The 17,320-nt window shown below is 70.4% G+C and carries 12 protein-coding genes; 7 read left to right on the forward strand and 5 right to left on the reverse strand.

The features are described from left to right. Nucleotides 1–17 precede the first annotated feature (17 nt). Nucleotides 18–1,550, forward strand: a complete 1,533-nt coding sequence (gene ppx / locus ACX9GQ_RS04640) for an exopolyphosphatase (protein WP_459628537.1) — start codon at nt 18–20, stop codon at nt 1,548–1,550. Nucleotides 1,551–1,557: 7 nt separating this feature from the next. Here ppx and ACX9GQ_RS04645 read toward each other — a convergent pair whose 3' ends face one another. Both ACX9GQ_RS04645 and rnd read right to left on the reverse strand, forming a co-directional pair. Beyond that, nucleotides 1,558–2,745: an acyltransferase family protein gene (locus ACX9GQ_RS04645; protein WP_459628366.1), complete on the reverse strand. Its 1,188-nt coding sequence runs from the start codon at nt 2,743–2,745 to the stop codon at nt 1,558–1,560. A gap of 276 nt (nt 2,746–3,021) precedes the next feature. After that, complete coding sequence (gene rnd / locus ACX9GQ_RS04650; RefSeq protein WP_459628367.1) at nt 3,022–4,167, reverse strand: ribonuclease D; 1,146 nt, start codon at nt 4,165–4,167, stop codon at nt 3,022–3,024. A 156-nt stretch (nt 4,168–4,323) separates the two neighbouring features. Here rnd and aspS point away from each other — a divergent pair, with 156 nt between their 5' ends. Then, a complete protein-coding gene (gene aspS, locus ACX9GQ_RS04655; protein WP_459628368.1) occupies nt 4,324–6,096 on the forward strand; it encodes an aspartate--tRNA ligase in 1,773 nt (590 codons plus the stop codon). 4 nt (nt 6,097–6,100) lie between these two features. Further along, nucleotides 6,101–6,877, forward strand: a complete 777-nt coding sequence (locus tag ACX9GQ_RS04660) for an FkbM family methyltransferase (RefSeq protein WP_459628369.1) — start codon at nt 6,101–6,103, stop codon at nt 6,875–6,877. Nucleotides 6,878–6,886: 9 nt separating this feature from the next. Here ACX9GQ_RS04660 and ACX9GQ_RS04665 read toward each other — a convergent pair whose 3' ends face one another. Continuing rightward, the gene (locus ACX9GQ_RS04665; protein ID WP_459628370.1) at nt 6,887–7,987 is read right to left on the reverse strand and encodes a glycosyltransferase family 4 protein; all 1,101 of its coding nucleotides are present in this window, start codon (nt 7,985–7,987) and stop codon (nt 6,887–6,889) included. A gap of 152 nt (nt 7,988–8,139) precedes the next feature. On the opposite strand from ACX9GQ_RS04665, the gene ACX9GQ_RS04670 reads away from it, so the two are divergent. Then, a complete protein-coding gene (locus tag ACX9GQ_RS04670) occupies nt 8,140–9,216 on the forward strand; it encodes an acyltransferase family protein (RefSeq protein WP_459628371.1) in 1,077 nt (358 codons plus the stop codon). Nucleotides 9,217–9,309: 93 nt separating this feature from the next. Continuing rightward, nucleotides 9,310–11,601: an NADP-dependent malic enzyme gene (locus ACX9GQ_RS04675; protein WP_459628372.1), complete on the forward strand. Its 2,292-nt coding sequence runs from the start codon at nt 9,310–9,312 to the stop codon at nt 11,599–11,601. Between the two features lie 38 nt (nt 11,602–11,639). Here ACX9GQ_RS04675 and ACX9GQ_RS04680 read toward each other — a convergent pair whose 3' ends face one another. Together ACX9GQ_RS04680 and erpA are read right to left on the reverse strand one after the other, a co-directional pair. Further along, the gene (locus ACX9GQ_RS04680; protein ID WP_459628373.1) at nt 11,640–13,610 is read right to left on the reverse strand and encodes a hypothetical protein; all 1,971 of its coding nucleotides are present in this window, start codon (nt 13,608–13,610) and stop codon (nt 11,640–11,642) included. A 106-nt stretch (nt 13,611–13,716) separates the two neighbouring features. Beyond that, nucleotides 13,717–14,070, reverse strand: a complete 354-nt coding sequence (erpA, locus tag ACX9GQ_RS04685) for an iron-sulfur cluster insertion protein ErpA (RefSeq protein WP_459628374.1) — start codon at nt 14,068–14,070, stop codon at nt 13,717–13,719. Nucleotides 14,071–14,174: 104 nt separating this feature from the next. On the opposite strand from erpA, the gene ACX9GQ_RS04690 reads away from it, so the two are divergent. Next, nucleotides 14,175–15,401 carry a deoxyguanosinetriphosphate triphosphohydrolase gene (locus tag ACX9GQ_RS04690; RefSeq protein ID WP_459628538.1) on the forward strand — a complete coding sequence of 409 codons (1,227 nt, stop codon included), beginning with the start codon at nt 14,175–14,177 and terminating at the stop codon, nt 15,399–15,401. A 71-nt stretch (nt 15,402–15,472) separates the two neighbouring features. Beyond that, nucleotides 15,473–17,230, forward strand: a complete 1,758-nt coding sequence (gene argS / locus ACX9GQ_RS04695) for an arginine--tRNA ligase (RefSeq protein ID WP_459628375.1) — start codon at nt 15,473–15,475, stop codon at nt 17,228–17,230. Nucleotides 17,231–17,320: the final 90 nt, after the last annotated feature.

The raw sequence follows: 17,320 nt of genomic DNA on the forward strand, positions 1-17,320 counted from the left end.
TCCGCAAGACGAAGGACATGCCGCAACATCCGCAGGGCCGGCTCCGGGTCGGCGAACCGATCGCCATCATCGACATCGGCTCGAACTCCGTCCGACTGGTCGCCTACGAGGGCCTGACGCGGGCGCCGACGCCGATCTTCAACGAGAAGGTCCTGGCCGGCCTCGGCCGCGGGGTCCTCTCGACCGGTCGCCTCTCCGAGGACGCCATGGCCAAGGCGCTCGCAGCGCTGCGGCGCTTCCGTGTGCTGTGCCAGGCGATGGGCATATCGGATGTCCGGGTGCTGGCCACGGCGGCGGCCCGCGACGCCAGCAACGGCCCGGATTTCCTCGCGGAATGCGAGCGGGAGGCCGGCGCCCCGGTGCACCTCATCTCCGGCAAGCGCGAGGCCAAGCTCTCGGCGCTCGGCGTCGTGTCGGGCATCTGGAGGCCGGACGGGATCGTCGGCGACATGGGCGGCGGGTCGCTGGAGCTTATCGACGTCCGCGGCCACAAGCTGACCGGCGCGGTGTCGCTGCCGCTGGGCGGCCTCGCCCTGCAGGACCAGTCGGGCGGGAACCTCAAGAAGGCGGTCAAGATCGTCCGCAAGGCGCTGGAGGAACAGCCGCTCATCCAGAACGCGAAGGGGCGGGCCTTCTACGCGGTGGGGGGCACGTGGCGCTCGCTCGCGCGACTCCACATGAAGCAGCGCGGCTATCCCCTTCACGTGATGCACAATTACGTAATCCCGGCAGCCGACGCCGCGGACTTCGCGCGCCTCGTCGAGCGGGTCGAGGCCGAGACGCTGATGTCGATCGAGAGCGTCTCCGCCCAGCGCCGGCCGCTGCTGGCCTACGGCGCGCTCATCATGGAGCAGTTCATCAAGCTCGCGCGGCCGAGCGAGATCGTGGTCTCCGCGCTCGGCGTGCGCGAGGGCCTGCTCTACGAGATGCTGGACGCCGACAGGCGCCACCAGGACCCGCTCATCGCCATGGCGCGGGAGCTCAACGTCCTGCGCTCGCGCGATCCGGTGCACGGCGAGGAGCTGTGCGAGTGGACCGACCGGTTCATGCACTCGACGGGCCTCGACGAGACGCCGGAGGAGCGCCGGCTGCGACACGGGGCGTGCCTGCTGGCCGACATCGGATGGCGGGCGCATCCGGATTACCGCGGCGAGCAGTCGCTCAACATCATCGCCCATGCCGGCTTCATCGGCATCGATCACCCGGGCCGCGCCTATCTCGCGCTCGCCGTCGCCTACCGCCACATGGGCCTCAACGACGACGAGGTGAGCCCGCGCCTGCGCGAACTGGTGTCGACGCGCATGCTCGATCGGGCGCGCATCCTCGGTGCCGCCATGCGCGTCGCCTACCTGATCAGCGCCGCCTCGCCCGGCATGCTGCCGCGCGTGCCCATGCAGTGCGCGCACGGCCTGCTGGAGCTGGAGTTCCCGGCCGACCTTGCGCCGCTCTCCAACGACCGGGTCTTCAACCGGCTGAAACAGCTCGCCCGCATCGTCGGCCGGACGCCGAACATCGTCATCGCCCCGGCCCCGCGGGTGGCCAGCGCCTGAGTTTCCGTCAGGCGATGCGCCGGACGGCGGGGATGGCGAGCAGCAGGCCTGCAAGGACGTAGCTCAGTGCGGTCGCGACCGCACCGGCCACGACGAACTTCGCCCATGCCGGCGCCGCCACCGCTGTGAGCGCCAGCGAGACGGCGACCAGCACCGGCGGGTGGACGATGAACATCAGGTAGGCCCGCCGGACGAGACGACTCCACGCCGGGCCCAGGGTCGCGAACCGCTGCTGGAAGCCGAGGAGCAGGGAGAGATTGACGCCCCAGGCGAACAATGGCTCCCAGAAGGCGTAGAAAGCCGCGAGCCACGACCAGCCCCCGCTGGCGGCTTCGACGTCACCGCCCGCGGCGCGCAGTGTGACGAGCACGGCGGGCAGGGCGAGCCCGGCCACCAGCGAAAGCTTCAGCCACCGGGCTGCGGTGGTCGCCGGGACCCTTTCGATCCAGCGGCCGCGGGCGCCGAGGCAGCCGGCGAGGAACAGCACGACATAGCTGGCGCAGTAACCGAGCTGCAGCGCCAGCACGGACGTGCCCACCGGCCACCGCAGCCGAAGCAGGAAGGCGGCGGCCCCGACGCCCACCGCCGCGGCGGCCAGCGCGCGGTCCGAGGGGAAGGGGCGGGCCGCCTCGACGCGGTCCGCGCCCGCGACTGCACGCAGCACGACGTAACCGACCGACAGGATCAGCAGCGCCTCGACGAACCACATCGGTCCCGGCACCAGCCAGCCGCTTCGCGCGAGCCGCGACAGCGTCTCGCCGGCCGGAACGCCTGCGCCCAGTCCGCCCAGCACGTCCGTCAGGGGGCCGATCAGCACCGCGAAGACGACAAGGGGTATACCGAGGCGCAGGAAACGCTCCGTCAGGAAAGCCCGCGTCCCGCGGCGCGCCAGCGCGGCCGGGGTCATGGCGCCCGCAAGGAGGAAGAACAGGCCCATGAAGAAGGCCTGGTTGAGGGTGCAGAAGACGGTCAGCAGCAACGCCGTCCCGGATCCGGCCGGCGCGGGGTCCCGGTAGAACCAGCTGCCGCTCGCCCCATAGGCGATGGCGGCGTGGTGGAACACCACCAGCACCGTGAGGGCGGCCCGCAGAGCGTCGATCCCGACGTTGCGGGCCTCGACCTGCGCTGTCGCCTGTGCGCTGATGGGAACGACCTCCGCTGGTGCCCGACGTGAGCTCGGCCGTGACGATGGCATCCGTCGTCCGGGGTGTCCACGGAGGTTGGTGTCCTGTGTCGCCGTGGCTCGTTGGCGCCTGCGAACGGCAGCCGCATCCGGCGCCCGCTGGCGTTCCGCCGTCATCCCCGGCCGGAGCCGCGGAGGGGATGGGGATCCACAGGACGCCCGAGTGCGCCTCGTCGATGGCACGCGGGGTGCGCGGATGCCTTGCGGGTCGGGATCCCCCTCCCGGCCGGCTGCGCCGGTCACCCGGGATTGCGGAGGGGAGGTCAGGCGCTCCTTCAGGGACGTCTCCTACCGCGGCAGGGCGACGACCTTCCCGTGTTCGACGGCCAAAGCGACGCGGCCGTGCTTGAGGCCGATGGCCTTGTCGCCGAAGACGTCGCGGCGCCAGCCGCGCAGGGCGGGCACGTCGGCGTTGTCGTCGGCGGCGATGGCCTCGAGGTCGTCGACCGTCGCGAGGATCTTGGCCGCGACGCCCTCCGCCTCGGACACCATCTTCAGGAGCACCTTGAGTAGGTCGACCGTCGCCGGGTTGGCGGCCTTGCGATGGTTGCGTTCCAGCGGCGGCAGTTCCTTCGGGTCGCGGGCGAGCCCCCGCTCGACGGCGGCGACGATGTCCCCGCCGGCCCGTGAGCGCTCGAAACCGGAGGGGATCGAGCGCAGGTGACCGAGCGCCTCGGCCGAGCGCGGCGCGGCCGTCACGATGTCCATGACGGCGTCGTCCTTCAGCACGCGGCTGCGCGGAACGTCGCGCGACTGGGCCTCGCGCTCCCGCCATGCGGCGAGCTCCATGAGGATGGCCAGTTCCTTCGGCTTGCGGATGCGGCCCTTGAGTCGCTGCCAGGCGTCCTCCGGGTGGGAGGTGTAGGTGGCCGGCGACGTCAGGATGGCCATCTCGTCCGCGAGCCAGGGCAGCCGGCCGGTCTTCTCCAGCGTCTTCGCCAATTCGGCATACACGAGACGCAGGTGGGTCACGTCGGAGCGGGCGTAGGCGAGCTGCGCCTCCGACAGCGGCCGCTTGGACCAGTCGGTGAACCGGGAGGACTTGTCGATCCGCGCCTTGGCGAGGTCGTGGGCCAGCTGCTCGTAGGAGACGCTGTCGCCGTAGCCGCAGACCATTGCCGCGACCTGAGTGTCGAACAGCGGCCGGGGGATGCACTGGTCGAGGTTCCACAGGATCTCGAGGTCCTGCCGCCCGGAATGCACGACCTTCATGACCTTCTCGTTCCGCATCAGGGCGAAGAAGGGTGCAAGGTCGATGCCCGGTGCCAGGGGATCGACGAGGACGACGTCGTCCGCCGAGGCGAGCTGGATCAGACACAGCTTCGGGTAATAGGTCGTCTCCCGCATGAACTCCGTGTCGAAGGTGACGAACGGATGGCGGGCGAGCCTGTCGCAGGCGTCGGCAAGGGCGGCGGTGGAGGCAATCAGAGGCATGGAGGACTGTTATCCGAATCGCGGCGGGGGCGCCACGCCCCCGGACGACGCAGGATGCGGGCCATGTTGGAGGTCCGGCGGCACGGGCCCGTGCTTGACAAGTCCGGGCGGTGCATGCGTTCTCCGCCCCTGCTTGTGACCGAGGACGTGCCGACCATGCACCGCTATCGCACCCACACCTGCGGCGCGCTGCGCGCCACCGACATCGGCTCCGAGGTGCGCCTGTCGGGCTGGTGCCACCGGATCCGCGACCATGGCGGCGTGCTGTTCATCGACCTGCGCGACCACTACGGCATGACGCAGTGCGTGGTGGACCCGGATTCTCCGGCCTTCCGCGACGCCGAGAAGCTGCGCGCCGAGTGGGTCGTGCGCTTCGACGGCAAGGTGCGGGCGCGTCCGGAGGGCACCAGCAACGCCGACCTCGCCACCGGTGAGATCGAGATGTTCGTCACTGGAATCGAGGTTCTGGGCGTGGCGGCGGAGTTGCCGCTGCAGGTGTTCGGCGACCAGCCCTATCCGGAAGAGACGCGGCTGCGCTACCGCTTCCTCGACCTGCGCCGCGAGCAGCTGCACCGCAACATCATGACCCGCGTCGCGGTCATCGACAGCCTGCGCCAGCGGATGAAGGGGCAGGGTTTCAACGAATTCCAGACGCCCATCCTCACGGCGTCCTCGCCGGAGGGCGCGCGCGACTTCCTCGTGCCGTCCCGCCTGCACCCGGGCAAGTTCTACGCGCTGCCGCAGGCGCCGCAGCAATACAAGCAGCTGCTGATGATGGCGGGCTTCGACCGCTATTTCCAGATCGCGCCCTGCTTCCGCGACGAGGATCCCCGGGCCGACCGCCTTCCGGGCGAGTTCTACCAGCTCGATCTCGAGATGAGCTTCGTCACGCAGGAGGACGTCTTCGCCGCCGTCGAGCCGGTGCTGACCGGCGTCTTCGAGCAGTTCGGCGAGGGCAAGCCCGTCACGCCGATGCCGTGGCCGCGCATCCCCTACGCCGAGGCGATGCGCAAGTACGGCTCCGACAAGCCGGACCTGCGCAACCCGCTGGTGATGCAGGATGTCTCCGAGCACTTCCGCGGCTCGGGCTTCAAGGTGTTCGCCCGCCTGCTGGAGGATGCGAAGAACCAGGTGTGGGCGATCCCGGCGCCGACCGGCGGCTCGCGCGCCTTCTGCGACCGCATGAACGCCTGGGCGCAGGGCGAGGGCCAGCCGGGCCTCGGCTACGTGATGTGGCGCGAGGGCGCGGGCGCCGGCCCGATCGCCAACAACATCGGCCCCGAGCGCACCGCCGCCATCGGCGCGCAGCTCGGCCTCAAGGACGGCGACGCTGCTTTCTTCGTGGCCGGCGACCCGGAGAAGTTCGTCAAGTTCGCGGGTCTGGCGCGCAACAAGGTCGGCTTCGACCTCAAGCTCGTCGACGAGAACCGCTACGAACTCGCCTGGATCGTCGACTTCCCGATGTTCGAGTGGAACGAGGACGACAGGAAGGTCGACTTCTCGCACAACCCCTTCTCGATGCCGCAGGGCGGGCTGGAGGCGCTGCAGACGCAGGATCCGCTGACGATCAAGGCGTTCCAGTACGACATCGCCTGCAACGGCTACGAGATCGCGTCGGGCGGCATCCGCAACCACCGCCCCGAGGCGATGGTGAAGGCCTTCGAGATCGCCGGCTACGGCGAGCAGACGGTGGTCGAGCGGTTCGGCGGCATGTACCGGGCCTTCCAGTACGGCGCGCCGCCGCACGGCGGCATGGCGGCCGGCATCGACCGCATCGTCATGCTGCTCGTCGGCGCGCAGAACCTGCGCGAGGTCGCGCTGTTCCCGATGAACCAGCAGGCGCTCGACCTGCTGATGGGCGCTCCCAGCGAGGCGACGCCCAAGCAGCTGCGCGAACTGCACCTGCGGCTCAACCTGCCGGAGAAGTGACGCCATGTGGCCGCCGCCCCGCGCCCTGATGGTGATCCACCCGCTGGATCGCTGGGTGGCGAGCCTGTGGAAGCGCTGGGCCGAGCTCTTCAAGCACCGCTACAGCGTCGAGAAGCGCCTCGGCGCCTTTTTCCTGCTCGACCGGAAGAACTCGGTCGACCGCAATCTGCTGATCAAGGGCCAGTGGGAGCCGCGTCAGCTCGAGACCTTCGAGCGGCTGATCCGCGAGCGGCGGGGCAGCGGCCGGCCGACGATGTTCCTCGACATCGGCGCCCATGGGGCGCTGTACTCCATCCTCTTCAAGCAGGCGGGCCTCCTCGACGAGGTGATCGCCTTCGAGCCGGACCCCGTGAACGTCGCGCAGCTTCGCGGCAACCTGTTCCTCAACGGGCTCGTCGAGGACATCCGGGTCATCCAGGCGGCGGCGTCGGACGCGCCGGGGCGCATCACCTTCCACATGGCGTCCGAGACCAACCGCGGCGGCTCGCGGCTCGGTGAGCAGGGCGAGGCGCAGTGGGTGCGTACCGTCGAGGTCGAGGCCGTCCGGGTCGACGACGCGATCCCGGCCAAGGGCGCCTTCATCGCCGCCAAGATCGACGTTGAGGGCTACGAGCTGCTCGTCCTCTCCGGCATGACGCGCATCCTCGCCGAGAACGACTGCCTGCTTCAGATCGAGAGCTTCGAGCACAAGGCCGACGAACTCATCGCCTGGATGGACGGGCACGGCTACGGGCTGATCGGCAAGGTGGTCCACGACCACTACTTCGCGCCGAAGCGGTAGGCCGGTCGGTCAGCGGCGCGGCATCCGCAGCGTTTCCAGCACGTCGGCGGCGTATTTCGGCGCGATGCGCGGCAGGATGTAGTTCTCCCCGCAGTCCCGCCAGCCCGCCTCGGCCAGCCGGGCGGCGAGGGCAGGGTCCGCGACCAGCCGGTCGATGGCGTCCGCCATGGCGGACGGATCCTCGGGCGGCACGAGCAGCCCCGTGATCCCGTCCTTCACGATGCGCAGCGGGCCGAGGCAGGCCGTCGAGACGACCGGAAGGCTCGCCGCCTGTGCCTCGACGATGCCGATGCCCCATTCCTCGGCGCGGGAGGGCAGCACGTAGAGGTCGAGGCTCGCGTAGAACGCGTCCTTGTCGTCGATCCAGCCGGCGAAGTCGATCAGGTCCGCGACGCCGCGCTCCTTCGCCAGCGCCCGCAGCTTCGCCTCCTGGCTGCCGGTCGAGCCGATGCGGGTCCGCAGCCGCCGGCCGCGCCCCGCCAGCAGGGCGATCGCCTCGATGAGCGTGTCCACGCCCTTGGCGGGCTCCAGCAACCGCAACGTGCCGACCACGGGGTTCGCCGTCGCGGGGCGCGGCCGGAACGGCGGCATTTCCTCCACCGGGAGGGCGTTGTCGACCACCGTGACCCGCTCGGCCGGATACCCCCTCTCGATCAGAAGGTCGCGCTGCGGTTCGTTGATCGTGATGATCCGGTCGGCGCCCATGAAGCGCTCCACCTTGCCGCCGTGGTAGATGGTCAGCACCGGAATGCGCAGCAGGCGCTTCAGCGCGCCGACGAAGCGCCCGTTGTTGACCATGACGAGGTCGGCGCCGGCGTCCCGCGCAATCCTCGCCAGCCGCCAAGCCTGCAGGGGGATGAAGGCGGCGCCGCCGGCGGATAGGCCCGGCACGGCGTGGACGGGGATGCCCGTGGCGCGCATCCGGTCGAGGAACAGGAAATCCGACGGCACGGCAGCGACCGTCTCGACGCCGGCCCGACCGAGCATGTCGATGGCGGTGAACACCGATTCGGTGACGCCGCCGCCCGATGCGATCGACGTGACCACGAGGCACCGGGCCGGGCGGCCGACCGTGCGGGCGTCAGAAGTGGCGGGCGTCTCGGCGGCCATGCGGTTCTCTCGGGCGTCGGGCCGGTCCCGGGCGGGGAGGGTGCCGACATCGGGGCTGGGCGAGGAAGCACGTTTCCCTTTCCCGCGTCATGCTCTAGACGCTGCCTCGCGGCCGCTCGTCAAGCGGCGGCCTCCCGGGGACGGCAGGACGGATGACGATCGGCGAGGCCCTCAAGGGGCCGCACAACAATTTCGGGCTGCTGCGGCTGGTGCTCGCCGCGCTCGTCATCGTGTCGCACGCCTTCAGCCTGACGACCGGAAACCCGCAGGACGAGCCGCTGGCGCACCTCACCGGGCTGCGGCTCGGGGAGCACGCGGTCAACGGCTTCTTCGTCATCTCGGGCTTCCTGGTGACGATGAGCCTCGATGCCCGGGGCACCCGGGACTACCTCGTCTCCCGCCTGCTGCGGATCGGGCCCGGCGTGGTGGTCGCCACCCTCTTCGTGGCGCTCGTGATCGGGCCGCTGCTCACGACGCTGACGCTGTCGGCCTATTTCGGCCATCCCGGCGTCGGGCGCTTCATCGTCGAGACGCTCACTCAGTTCCGCTCCAACACCCGCCTGCCGGGGCTGTTCGAGAGCAATCCGTACCGGTTCCCGATGGGGACGGTGTGGACGCTGCGCTACGAGAGCCTGTTCTACCTCGCGCTCGCCGGCCTCGGCCTCGTGGGCCTCATGCGAGCCCCGCGCCTCGGGCTGGCTCTGGCGGCCGCGCTGTTCGTGGCGCTCGTGGTCGTGGAGGGCTTTTTCCCGCAGGCCGGGATGGGGCTGCGCACGGCGCTGCGGCTGGCATTCCTGTTCACGGCCGGGGGCGTCCTCTACCTCGAACGGCACCGCGTCCGGCTGTCGCTGGCCGTGGTGCTGGGGCTCGCCGCCGCCGCGTGGGCGGTGCATGGCACGGCGCTGACCTTCGCCGTCATGTTCGCGGCGCAGGCCTACGGCATCCTTTGGCTGGCGCTGGCGCCGCCCGTCGTGCGCCCGGAGTTCGAGTTCCGCGACGACCCGTCCTACGGCATCTACCTCTACGGCTGGCCGATCCAGCAGTCGCTCTACGCGCTGTTCCCGACGGCGTCGGCGGTCGTGCTGCTCGTGCCGTCGCTCGTCCTGTCGTGGATCGTCGGCATGGCGTCGTGGCGGCTCGTCGAGCGCCCGGCGCTGGGCTGGAAGGCCCGCCTGTGCCGGCCCGTCGCGCCCCGGACGGGCACGCCGGAGGCTCCGGGACCGGCCTGACGACTGGACGGGCCCCGCGCCCGGGCGATAGACAGGGAACCAGGCGCCGGTCACGGGCGCGACGAGACCAGTCACCGGCGCGGGGGGTGTGCCATGGCATCGAACATGTCCGAGGACCTGCGCTCGGGGGCGCTGGTCTACCATCAGGTTCCGAAGCCCGGGAAGCTGGAGATCCAGCCGACCAAGCCGCTCGGCAACCAGCGCGACCTCGCGCTCGCCTATTCCCCCGGCGTCGCCGCCCCCTGCGAGGCGATCGCCGCCGATCCCGGCAAGGCCGCGGACTACACCGCCCGCCAGAACCTCGTCGCCGTGGTCTCCAACGGCACCGCCGTGCTCGGGCTGGGCGACATCGGGCCGCTCGCGGCGAAGCCGGTGATGGAGGGCAAGGCCGTCCTCTTCAAGAAGTTCGCAGGCATCGACGTCTTCGACATCGAGGTGGCCGAGAAGCAGGTCGACCGCCTCGTCGACGTCGTGGCGGCGCTGGAGCCGACCTTCGGCGGCATCAACCTCGAGGACATCAAGGCGCCCGAGTGCTTCGAGGTCGAGGCACGGCTGCGCGAGCGGATGGCGATCCCGGTCTTCCACGACGACCAGCACGGCACCGCGATCATCGTCGGCGCCGCCGTGCTCAACGCCATGGCGATCTCCGGCAAGCAGATCGGCGACGTGAAGATCGTCGCCTCCGGGGCCGGTGCCGCCGCGCTCGCCTGCCTCAACCAGCTGGTGGCGCTCGGCGCCCGGCGCGAGAACATCTGGGTCACCGACATCGAGGGCGTCGTCTACGAGGGCCGCACGGCTTTGATGGACCGCTGGAAGGCGGCGTTCGCGCAGCGCACGGACAAGCGGACGCTGGCGGACGTGATCCCCGGCGCGGACATCTTCCTCGGTCTTTCGGCCGGCGGCGTGCTGAAGCCCGCCATGGTGCAGGCGATGGCGCCGCACCCGCTGATCCTGGCGCTGGCCAACCCCAACCCGGAGATCATGCCGGAGGATGCCAAGGCGGTGCGGCCCGACGCGATGATCTGCACCGGGCGCTCGGATTATCCCAACCAGGTCAACAACGTCCTGTGCTTCCCCTACATCTTCCGGGGTGCGCTCGACGTCGCTGCGACGACGATCAACGAGGCGATGAAGCTCGCCTCGGTCGAGGCCATCGCACGGCTCGCCCGCGAGGCTCCCTCTGACGTCGCGGCGCGGGCCTATGGCGGCGAGGTGAAGACCTTCGGCGCCGAGTCGCTGATCCCCAGCCCCTTCGACCCGCGGCTGATCCTGCGCATCGCCCCCGCCGTGGCGAAGGCGGCGATGGATTCGGGCGTCGCGACGCGGCCGATCGCCGATTTCCGCGCCTACGAGGAGCAGCTGTCGCGCTTCGTCTTCCGCTCGGGCTTCATCATGAAGCCGCTCTTCGCGCAGGCCAAGGACGCGCCGAAGCGGGTGATCTACGCGGACGGCGAGGACGAGAGGGTGCTCCGTGCGGCGCAGGTCGCCATCGAGGAGGGCATCGCGGTGCCGATCCTCGTCGGCCGCCCCGCCGTCATCGAGGCGCGCTGCGAGCGCTACGGCCTGGGTATCCGGCCGGGCCGCGACCTCGCCGTGGTGAACCCCGAGGACGATCCGCGCTACCGCGACTATGTCGCGACCTTCGTCGAGCGCTCCGGCCGGCGCGGTATCACGCCGGATGCGGCGCGCGCGCTGGTGCGCACCTCGACCACCGTCATCGCCGCCGTCGCCGTCGTCCGCGGGGACGCGGACGCCATGATCTGCGGGCTGGAGGGGCGTTTCCAGTCGAAGCTGCGGCTCATCCGCGACATCATCGGCCTTGCGCCGGGGGTGCGCGGCCTGTCGTCGATGACGCTGCTCATCACCTCGAAGGGCAACTACTTCCTGGCCGACACGCATGTCCGCACGGACCCGTCGGCGACAGAGATCGCCGACATGACGGTGCTGTGCGCCTCGCACGTCGCCCGCTTCGGCATCACGCCCAAGATCGCGCTGGTCAGCCACTCCGACTTCGGGGAGGCGGATACGCCGTCCTCCACCAAGATGCGGGAGGCGCTGGCGCTGATCCGCGACCGGGCGCCCCAACTCGAGGTGGACGGCGAGATGCAGGGCGACACGGCGCTCTCGCAGGTGATCCGGGACCGCAAGCTGCCGGCCTCCTCGCTGAAGGGCGAGGCGAACCTGCTGGTGATGCCCAACCTCGACGCGGCGAACGTCGCCTACCAGTTCATCAAGGTGCTGGCGGACGCGCTGCCCATCGGCCCGATCCTCCTCGGCCCGGCCCTGCCGGCGCACATCCTGACGTCCTCGGTGACGGCGCGGGGCGTCGTCAACATGACGGCGCTGGCGGTGGCCGAGGCGCAGGCGCGGTCGGCCGCGGGCTGAAAACGCAGGCCGCCTGAGCGGCCGCCTGCGCCCGGCCGTTACTCCGCCGATGCCGTCAGGTCGATCTGCGACAGGATGTCGGCGGGCGAGCCGCCGGCCATCAGCAGGTCGCCGGCGCCGAGGCCGGACGGGTTCTTCGCCTTGGCCGTCACCACCAGCCGGTTCGGCTTGGCGATGAATTTCGCCACCGCGGCCGCGACGGCCTTGCTGGACGGCGTGTTGCCCAGCATGGCGGGGATCATCATCTGCGCCGCGCCGCCGAGCTCCTTGCGCAGCTGGTCGGGCGTCTTCTTCTGGCGCCTGGCTTCCCGGTCGAGCAGCCGCTCGGCGAGGCCCTTGTTGTCGATGGTCAGGGCCACCTGCTTCACGGTCGCGCCGAAGAGGGCGATCTGCGCCATCGTCGCGTCGCCGGTGAAGACATCCTTCGTGACGTTTCCGACCGTGCCGCGCAGCGCGACGGCGCCCATGTTCACGCCCTGCACGCCGACATTGCCGATGGTGAGGTCGTTGTCGGCCTCGCGCCAGCGCGCGTCGAGGCCCATCGAGAGGTCGACGTCCTTGTAGCCGAGCGCGACGAGGTCCTTCAGGCCGTCCTCGGTGGGCTGCGGGGGCAGGGCCATCGTCAGCCGGTCGACGCTGAAGCGCAGCGCCGTCGGGATGCCGCCGAGCGGTTCGGTGGCCGACACCTCGAAGGTCTTGACCCCGACCCGCGAGGGCGCGGCGCCCTTGGCGCCGGGCGCGTCGATGTCCACGTCGCGGATCGAGAAGGTGCCGAGCTCCGGCACCAGCTTGCGCGGGTCGAAGTCGGTCGGGTCGAAGTCCGGGCTGCCGAGCGTCTCGCGCAGGCCCTTCAGCGTGTTGGAGAACGAGAAGCCGGAGTGGACGATGGTGCCGATGCGCCCCTTCACGTCCTTGCCGGTGATCTCGAGCCCTTCCATCCGCATCTCGGCGGGGCGCCCGACGGCGGCGCCGGCGTAGGACATGCGGGCGATCCGGGCATTGCCGTCGCTGCCGGCGCCGGCGAAGCGCATGTCCGTCGCCTCGACCAGAGCGACGTCGCTCGCCTCCATCATGTCGACCATGGCGGTCACGAGGCGGCTGCGCTCGGCGGGAGGCAGGCTGTCCACGTCCTTGCCCTGGCGGCTCGCCAGCGACTGGACGACGCCCAGCCACGGCTCGCGCGTCGGCTTTGTCCTGAAGTCACGGCCGACGATCCGGCTTACGCTGAACGTGCCGAGGTCCTCGCCGGAGGCGGACTTCGACGTGGCGGTGATGCCCTCGATTGAGACGGTGGCATAGGCGACGCGCGCCTCCTTGTCCTGCGGGCCGGCGGGCTCGAGGTACGACTTCGCGATCCAGGGCAGGTCGACGGCCGTCGCCGATGACGGGCCGAAGGCGCCCTTGCTGGAGGGGGCGTCGGTGGCCTGGCTCTCGAAGGTGCCGCCGGCGCTGGCGATGGAGCGCACGACCCCGGCCTTCACGCCCACGAAGCGCACGTCGTTGTAGACGAAGCGGGAGGTGATGCCGCCGCTGCTGGAGGTCGCCAGCATCTGCGGGATGACGATCGATTCGGCATCGAGGCGCGCGACGCGCTGGGACATCGGCGTCGTCGCGGCCGTGTCGAAGAGGGCGCGGATGTCGGCCGGGGTCATGCTGCCGGCCACCACGTCGAGCCGCGGGATCCCGTAGCTGATGCCGTTGCCGCTGATGGCGAGGTTCTCGACGCTGAAGTTCTCGGCGGCAAGCGCGGCCCCTACGAGGCCGGGGCGCTGCAGCGTCACCGCGCCGATGCGCACCGTCCAGCCGTCGCCGGCGGGGACGACGATGTCGCGCAGCACGACCCGGCCCGAGAGCAGGTCGACGTCGGAATGGCCGGGCGCGACGCCGATCGCGTCGGCAAGAGCCGCTTCCGCCCCGGCGGCGACGACGCGGTGGCCGGCATATCCGCCGGCGGCACCGAGGAGCGCGAGGGCCGAAACGGTGCAAGCAAGACGCCTTCTGGCGGACATCATCCAATCCTCGCCTGTAGAAATACGGCCGCGACCGGCCTCCGACTGGAGCCGACCTCTATCACGCACGAGGTAAACAACGTTTTCGGCCAGCCGGGGCCGATCGTCAGATGGTAAAGCTCGTCCCGCAGCCGCAGGAGGCCGTCGCGTTCGGGTTCTGCATGCGGAACGACTGGCCCATCAGGTCGTCCACGAAGTCGAGCGTCGAGCCCTGCAGGAAGGGCAGGGACACGGTGTCCACCAGCACGCGCACGCCGTCATGCTCGATGACGAGGTCGTCCTCCTGCACCGCCGTGTCGAAGGAGAAGCCGTACTGGAAGCCCGAGCAGCCGCCGCCGCTGACGCTGACCCGCAGCATGGCGCCCGGCGCCTCGCCCGCGGCGATCTGCCGGATGCGGCGCGCGGCGCTGTCGGTGACGGCGAGGGGGGCGAGCGGGGAAACGTCGGACGCGATCGACATGACTTCTCCAGGCGAATGGCGCTCTTCCGGCGAAAGGCGCTTGCCACGGCGCGAGACCGGAACGTAAGTGCGTGACCGGCGAACTTCAACCGGAGTCGAACCGCGTGGACCCGACGGGGCAGGACGGCCGCTTCGACCGCTGGCGCGCAGCCTGGGCCGCCGATCCGGCGCAGAGCCGGGGCCGCCTCGTCCCGGAGCCGACCTCGCCGACCCGCAGCGAATTTCAGCGCGACCGCGACCGGATCGTCCACGCCACGGCGTTCCGCCGGCTGAAGCACAAGACGCAGGTCTTCGTCTACCACGAGGGCGATCACTTCCGCACGCGCCTCACGCACACCATCGAGGTGGCGCAGGTGACGCGTTCCATCGCCCGCGCGCTCGGCCTCGACGAGGACCTCGCCGAGGCGCTGGCCCTGTCGCACGACCTTGGCCACACGCCTTTCGGACACACGGGCGAGGATGCGCTCGATGCGTGCATGGCGGCCTATGGCGGGTTCGACCACAACGCGCAGGCGCTGCGCATCGTCACGGTCCTCGAGCACCGCTATGCGGCTTTCGACGGGCTCAACCTGTCGTGGGAGACGCTTGAAGGGCTGGTGAAGCACAACGGCCCGCTGGTCGATGGCGAGGGGCGGCCGGTCGGGCGCTACGCCGCGCGAGGCGTCCCGGCGGCCATCGCGGCGTATGACGGGGTGCAGGACCTCTGGCTCTGGTCGCACGCGAGCGCCGAGGCGCAGGTTGCAGCCGTCGCCGACGACATCGCCTACAATGCGCACGACATCGACGACGGTCTGCGCGCCGGCCTGTTCGACCTCGAGGGGCTTCGTGCCGCCGTGCCCTTCGTCGCGGGCCTTCTCGACGAGATCGCGGCGCGATGGCCGGGCCTGGAGCGCGGGCGGGTCATCCACGAGCTCGTCCGGCGCATCATCACACGCTTCGTCGAGGACGTGATCGGCGAGACGCAGCGGCGCATCGGCGCGCTCAAGCCGCGCCACGCCGACGACATCCGCAGGGCGGGGCATCCCGTCGCCTGCTTCAGCGAGGCCATCGCGTCGGCCGACTTCGACATCAAGTCGTTCCTCTTCGCCAACATGTACCGGCACCCGTCCGTGGTGACGGTGCGCCGGCAGGCCGACCAGGTCGTGCACGACCTGTTCGACCGCTTCCTGCGCGACCCCGGCGCGATGCCGCCGGAATGGGCCCTGGGGCTGGAAGGCGCCGACGAGGCCGCGCGGGCGGGCCGGGTGGCCGACTACATCGCCGGCATGACCGACCGCTACGCCCTGCTGGAGCACCGGCGCCTGTTTGACGAGACCCCGGAATTGCGTTAGGCGCGCCCAGCCGCCACGGCCGGAAAGGGCCCGGCGCTCGCGGTCGGCGGCACGGGCAGGACGGGAACGGCATGAACCTTTTCAACGACTTCCAGCGGCGCGTCGCCACCGCGGTCGAGGCGCTGGCGCAGGCGGGACGCATCCCGGCCGGGCTCGACACCTCCCGCATCGTCGTCGAGCCGCCGAAGGATGCCGCCCACGGCGACCTCGCCACCAATGCCGCCATGGTGCTCGCCCGCGACGCCGGCATGAAGCCGCGCGACCTCGCCGAGATGATCGCGGAACGGCTGCGCGGCGAGGACGGCGTCGCCGCGATCGAGATCGCCGGCCCCGGCTTCATCAACATCCGGTTGCAGGAAGACGTGCTCCGGTCGGTCCTGCGCGCCATCGTCGGGCTGGGCTCGGCGTATGGCCGCCCGGCCGATCCCGACGTTTCGCCCGTCAACGTGGAGTACGTCTCGGCCAACCCGACAGGCCCCATGCATGTCGGCCACGGCCGCGGCGCCGTGTTCGGCGACGCGCTCGCCAACCTGCTGGCCTTCGCCGGGCGGGCGGTCACGCGCGAGTACTACATCAACGACGCCGGCGCGCAGGTCGACGTGCTGGCCCGCTCTGCCTACCTGCGCTACCGCGAGACGCTCGGCGAGGTCGTAACCATCCCGGAAGGGCTCTATCCGGGCGACTACCTGAAGCCGGTCGGCGCAGCGCTGGCCGAGCGTTTCGGGGCGGCTCTCCTGTCCCGGGACGAATCGCAGTGGCTGCCCGTCGTCCGCGAGACGGCCATCGCCATGATGATGGACCGCATCCGCGACGACCTCGCGGCGCTGGACATCCGCCACGACGTGTTCTTCTCCGAGCGGTCGCTTTCGGCGGGGCCGGACGACCGGATCGCGGCATTGATCGCCGACCTGCGGGCGCGCGACCTCGTCTACGAGGGGCGCCTTGCGCCGCCCAAGGGCCAGCCCGTCGAGGACTGGGAGGACCGCGAGCAGACGCTGTTCCGCGCGACCGCCTTCGGCGACGACGTCGACCGCCCGCTGTTGAAGTCGGACGGCTCCTACACCTACTTCGCCTCGGACATCGCCTACCACGCCTCGAAGTTCGCCCGCGGCTTCGCCGAGATGATCGACGTGTGGGGCGCGGACCACGGCGGATACGTGAAGCGCATGAACGCGGCCGTCCAGGCCGTGACGGCCGGACAGGGGAGGCTCGACGTCAAGCTGTGCCAGCTGGTGCGGCTGCTGCGCAACGGCGAGCCGGTGAAGATGTCCAAGCGGGCCGGCGAATTCGTCACCCTGCGCGACGTCGTCGACGAGGTTGGCCGCGACGCCGTGCGGTTCATGATGCTGTTCCGCAAGAACGACGCGACGCTCGACTTCGACCTCGCCAAGGTCATCGAGCAGTCGAAGGACAATCCCGTCTTCTACGTCCAGTATGCGCATGCGCGCTGCAAGTCGGTCTTCAGGCAGGCGAGGGACGCTTTCGGCGACACGACGTTCGATGCGTCGACGCTCGCGGCGGTTGATCTTTCGGCGCTGGCCGATGCGGCTGAGCTCGATGTCGTGCGGCGCATGGCGCAGTTCCCGAGAATCATCGAAGGCGCCGCGGCCGCGCACGAGCCACATCGCGTCGCGTTTTATCTGTACGATCTGGCCAGTGACTTCCACAGCCTCTGGAACAAAGGCAAAGAAGCGCCGCATTTACGCTTTGTTATCGAAACTGATCGAATGTCGTCACATGCGAGACTCGCGCTTGTCTGGACGGTCATGACGGTGCTCGCAACGGGTCTGGAGCTCCTCGGAGTGTCCGCTCCCGACGAGATGAGATGAGGGGCGGACGCTCGCCGAAGCGAGCTTGGACGGGGCCCGGCGCGCCACTAATGTGGCCTGCCGGCTTCGGATGGATCCGGGACCCTTGGC

It is taken from the genome of Alsobacter sp. R-9, assembly GCF_054612375.1.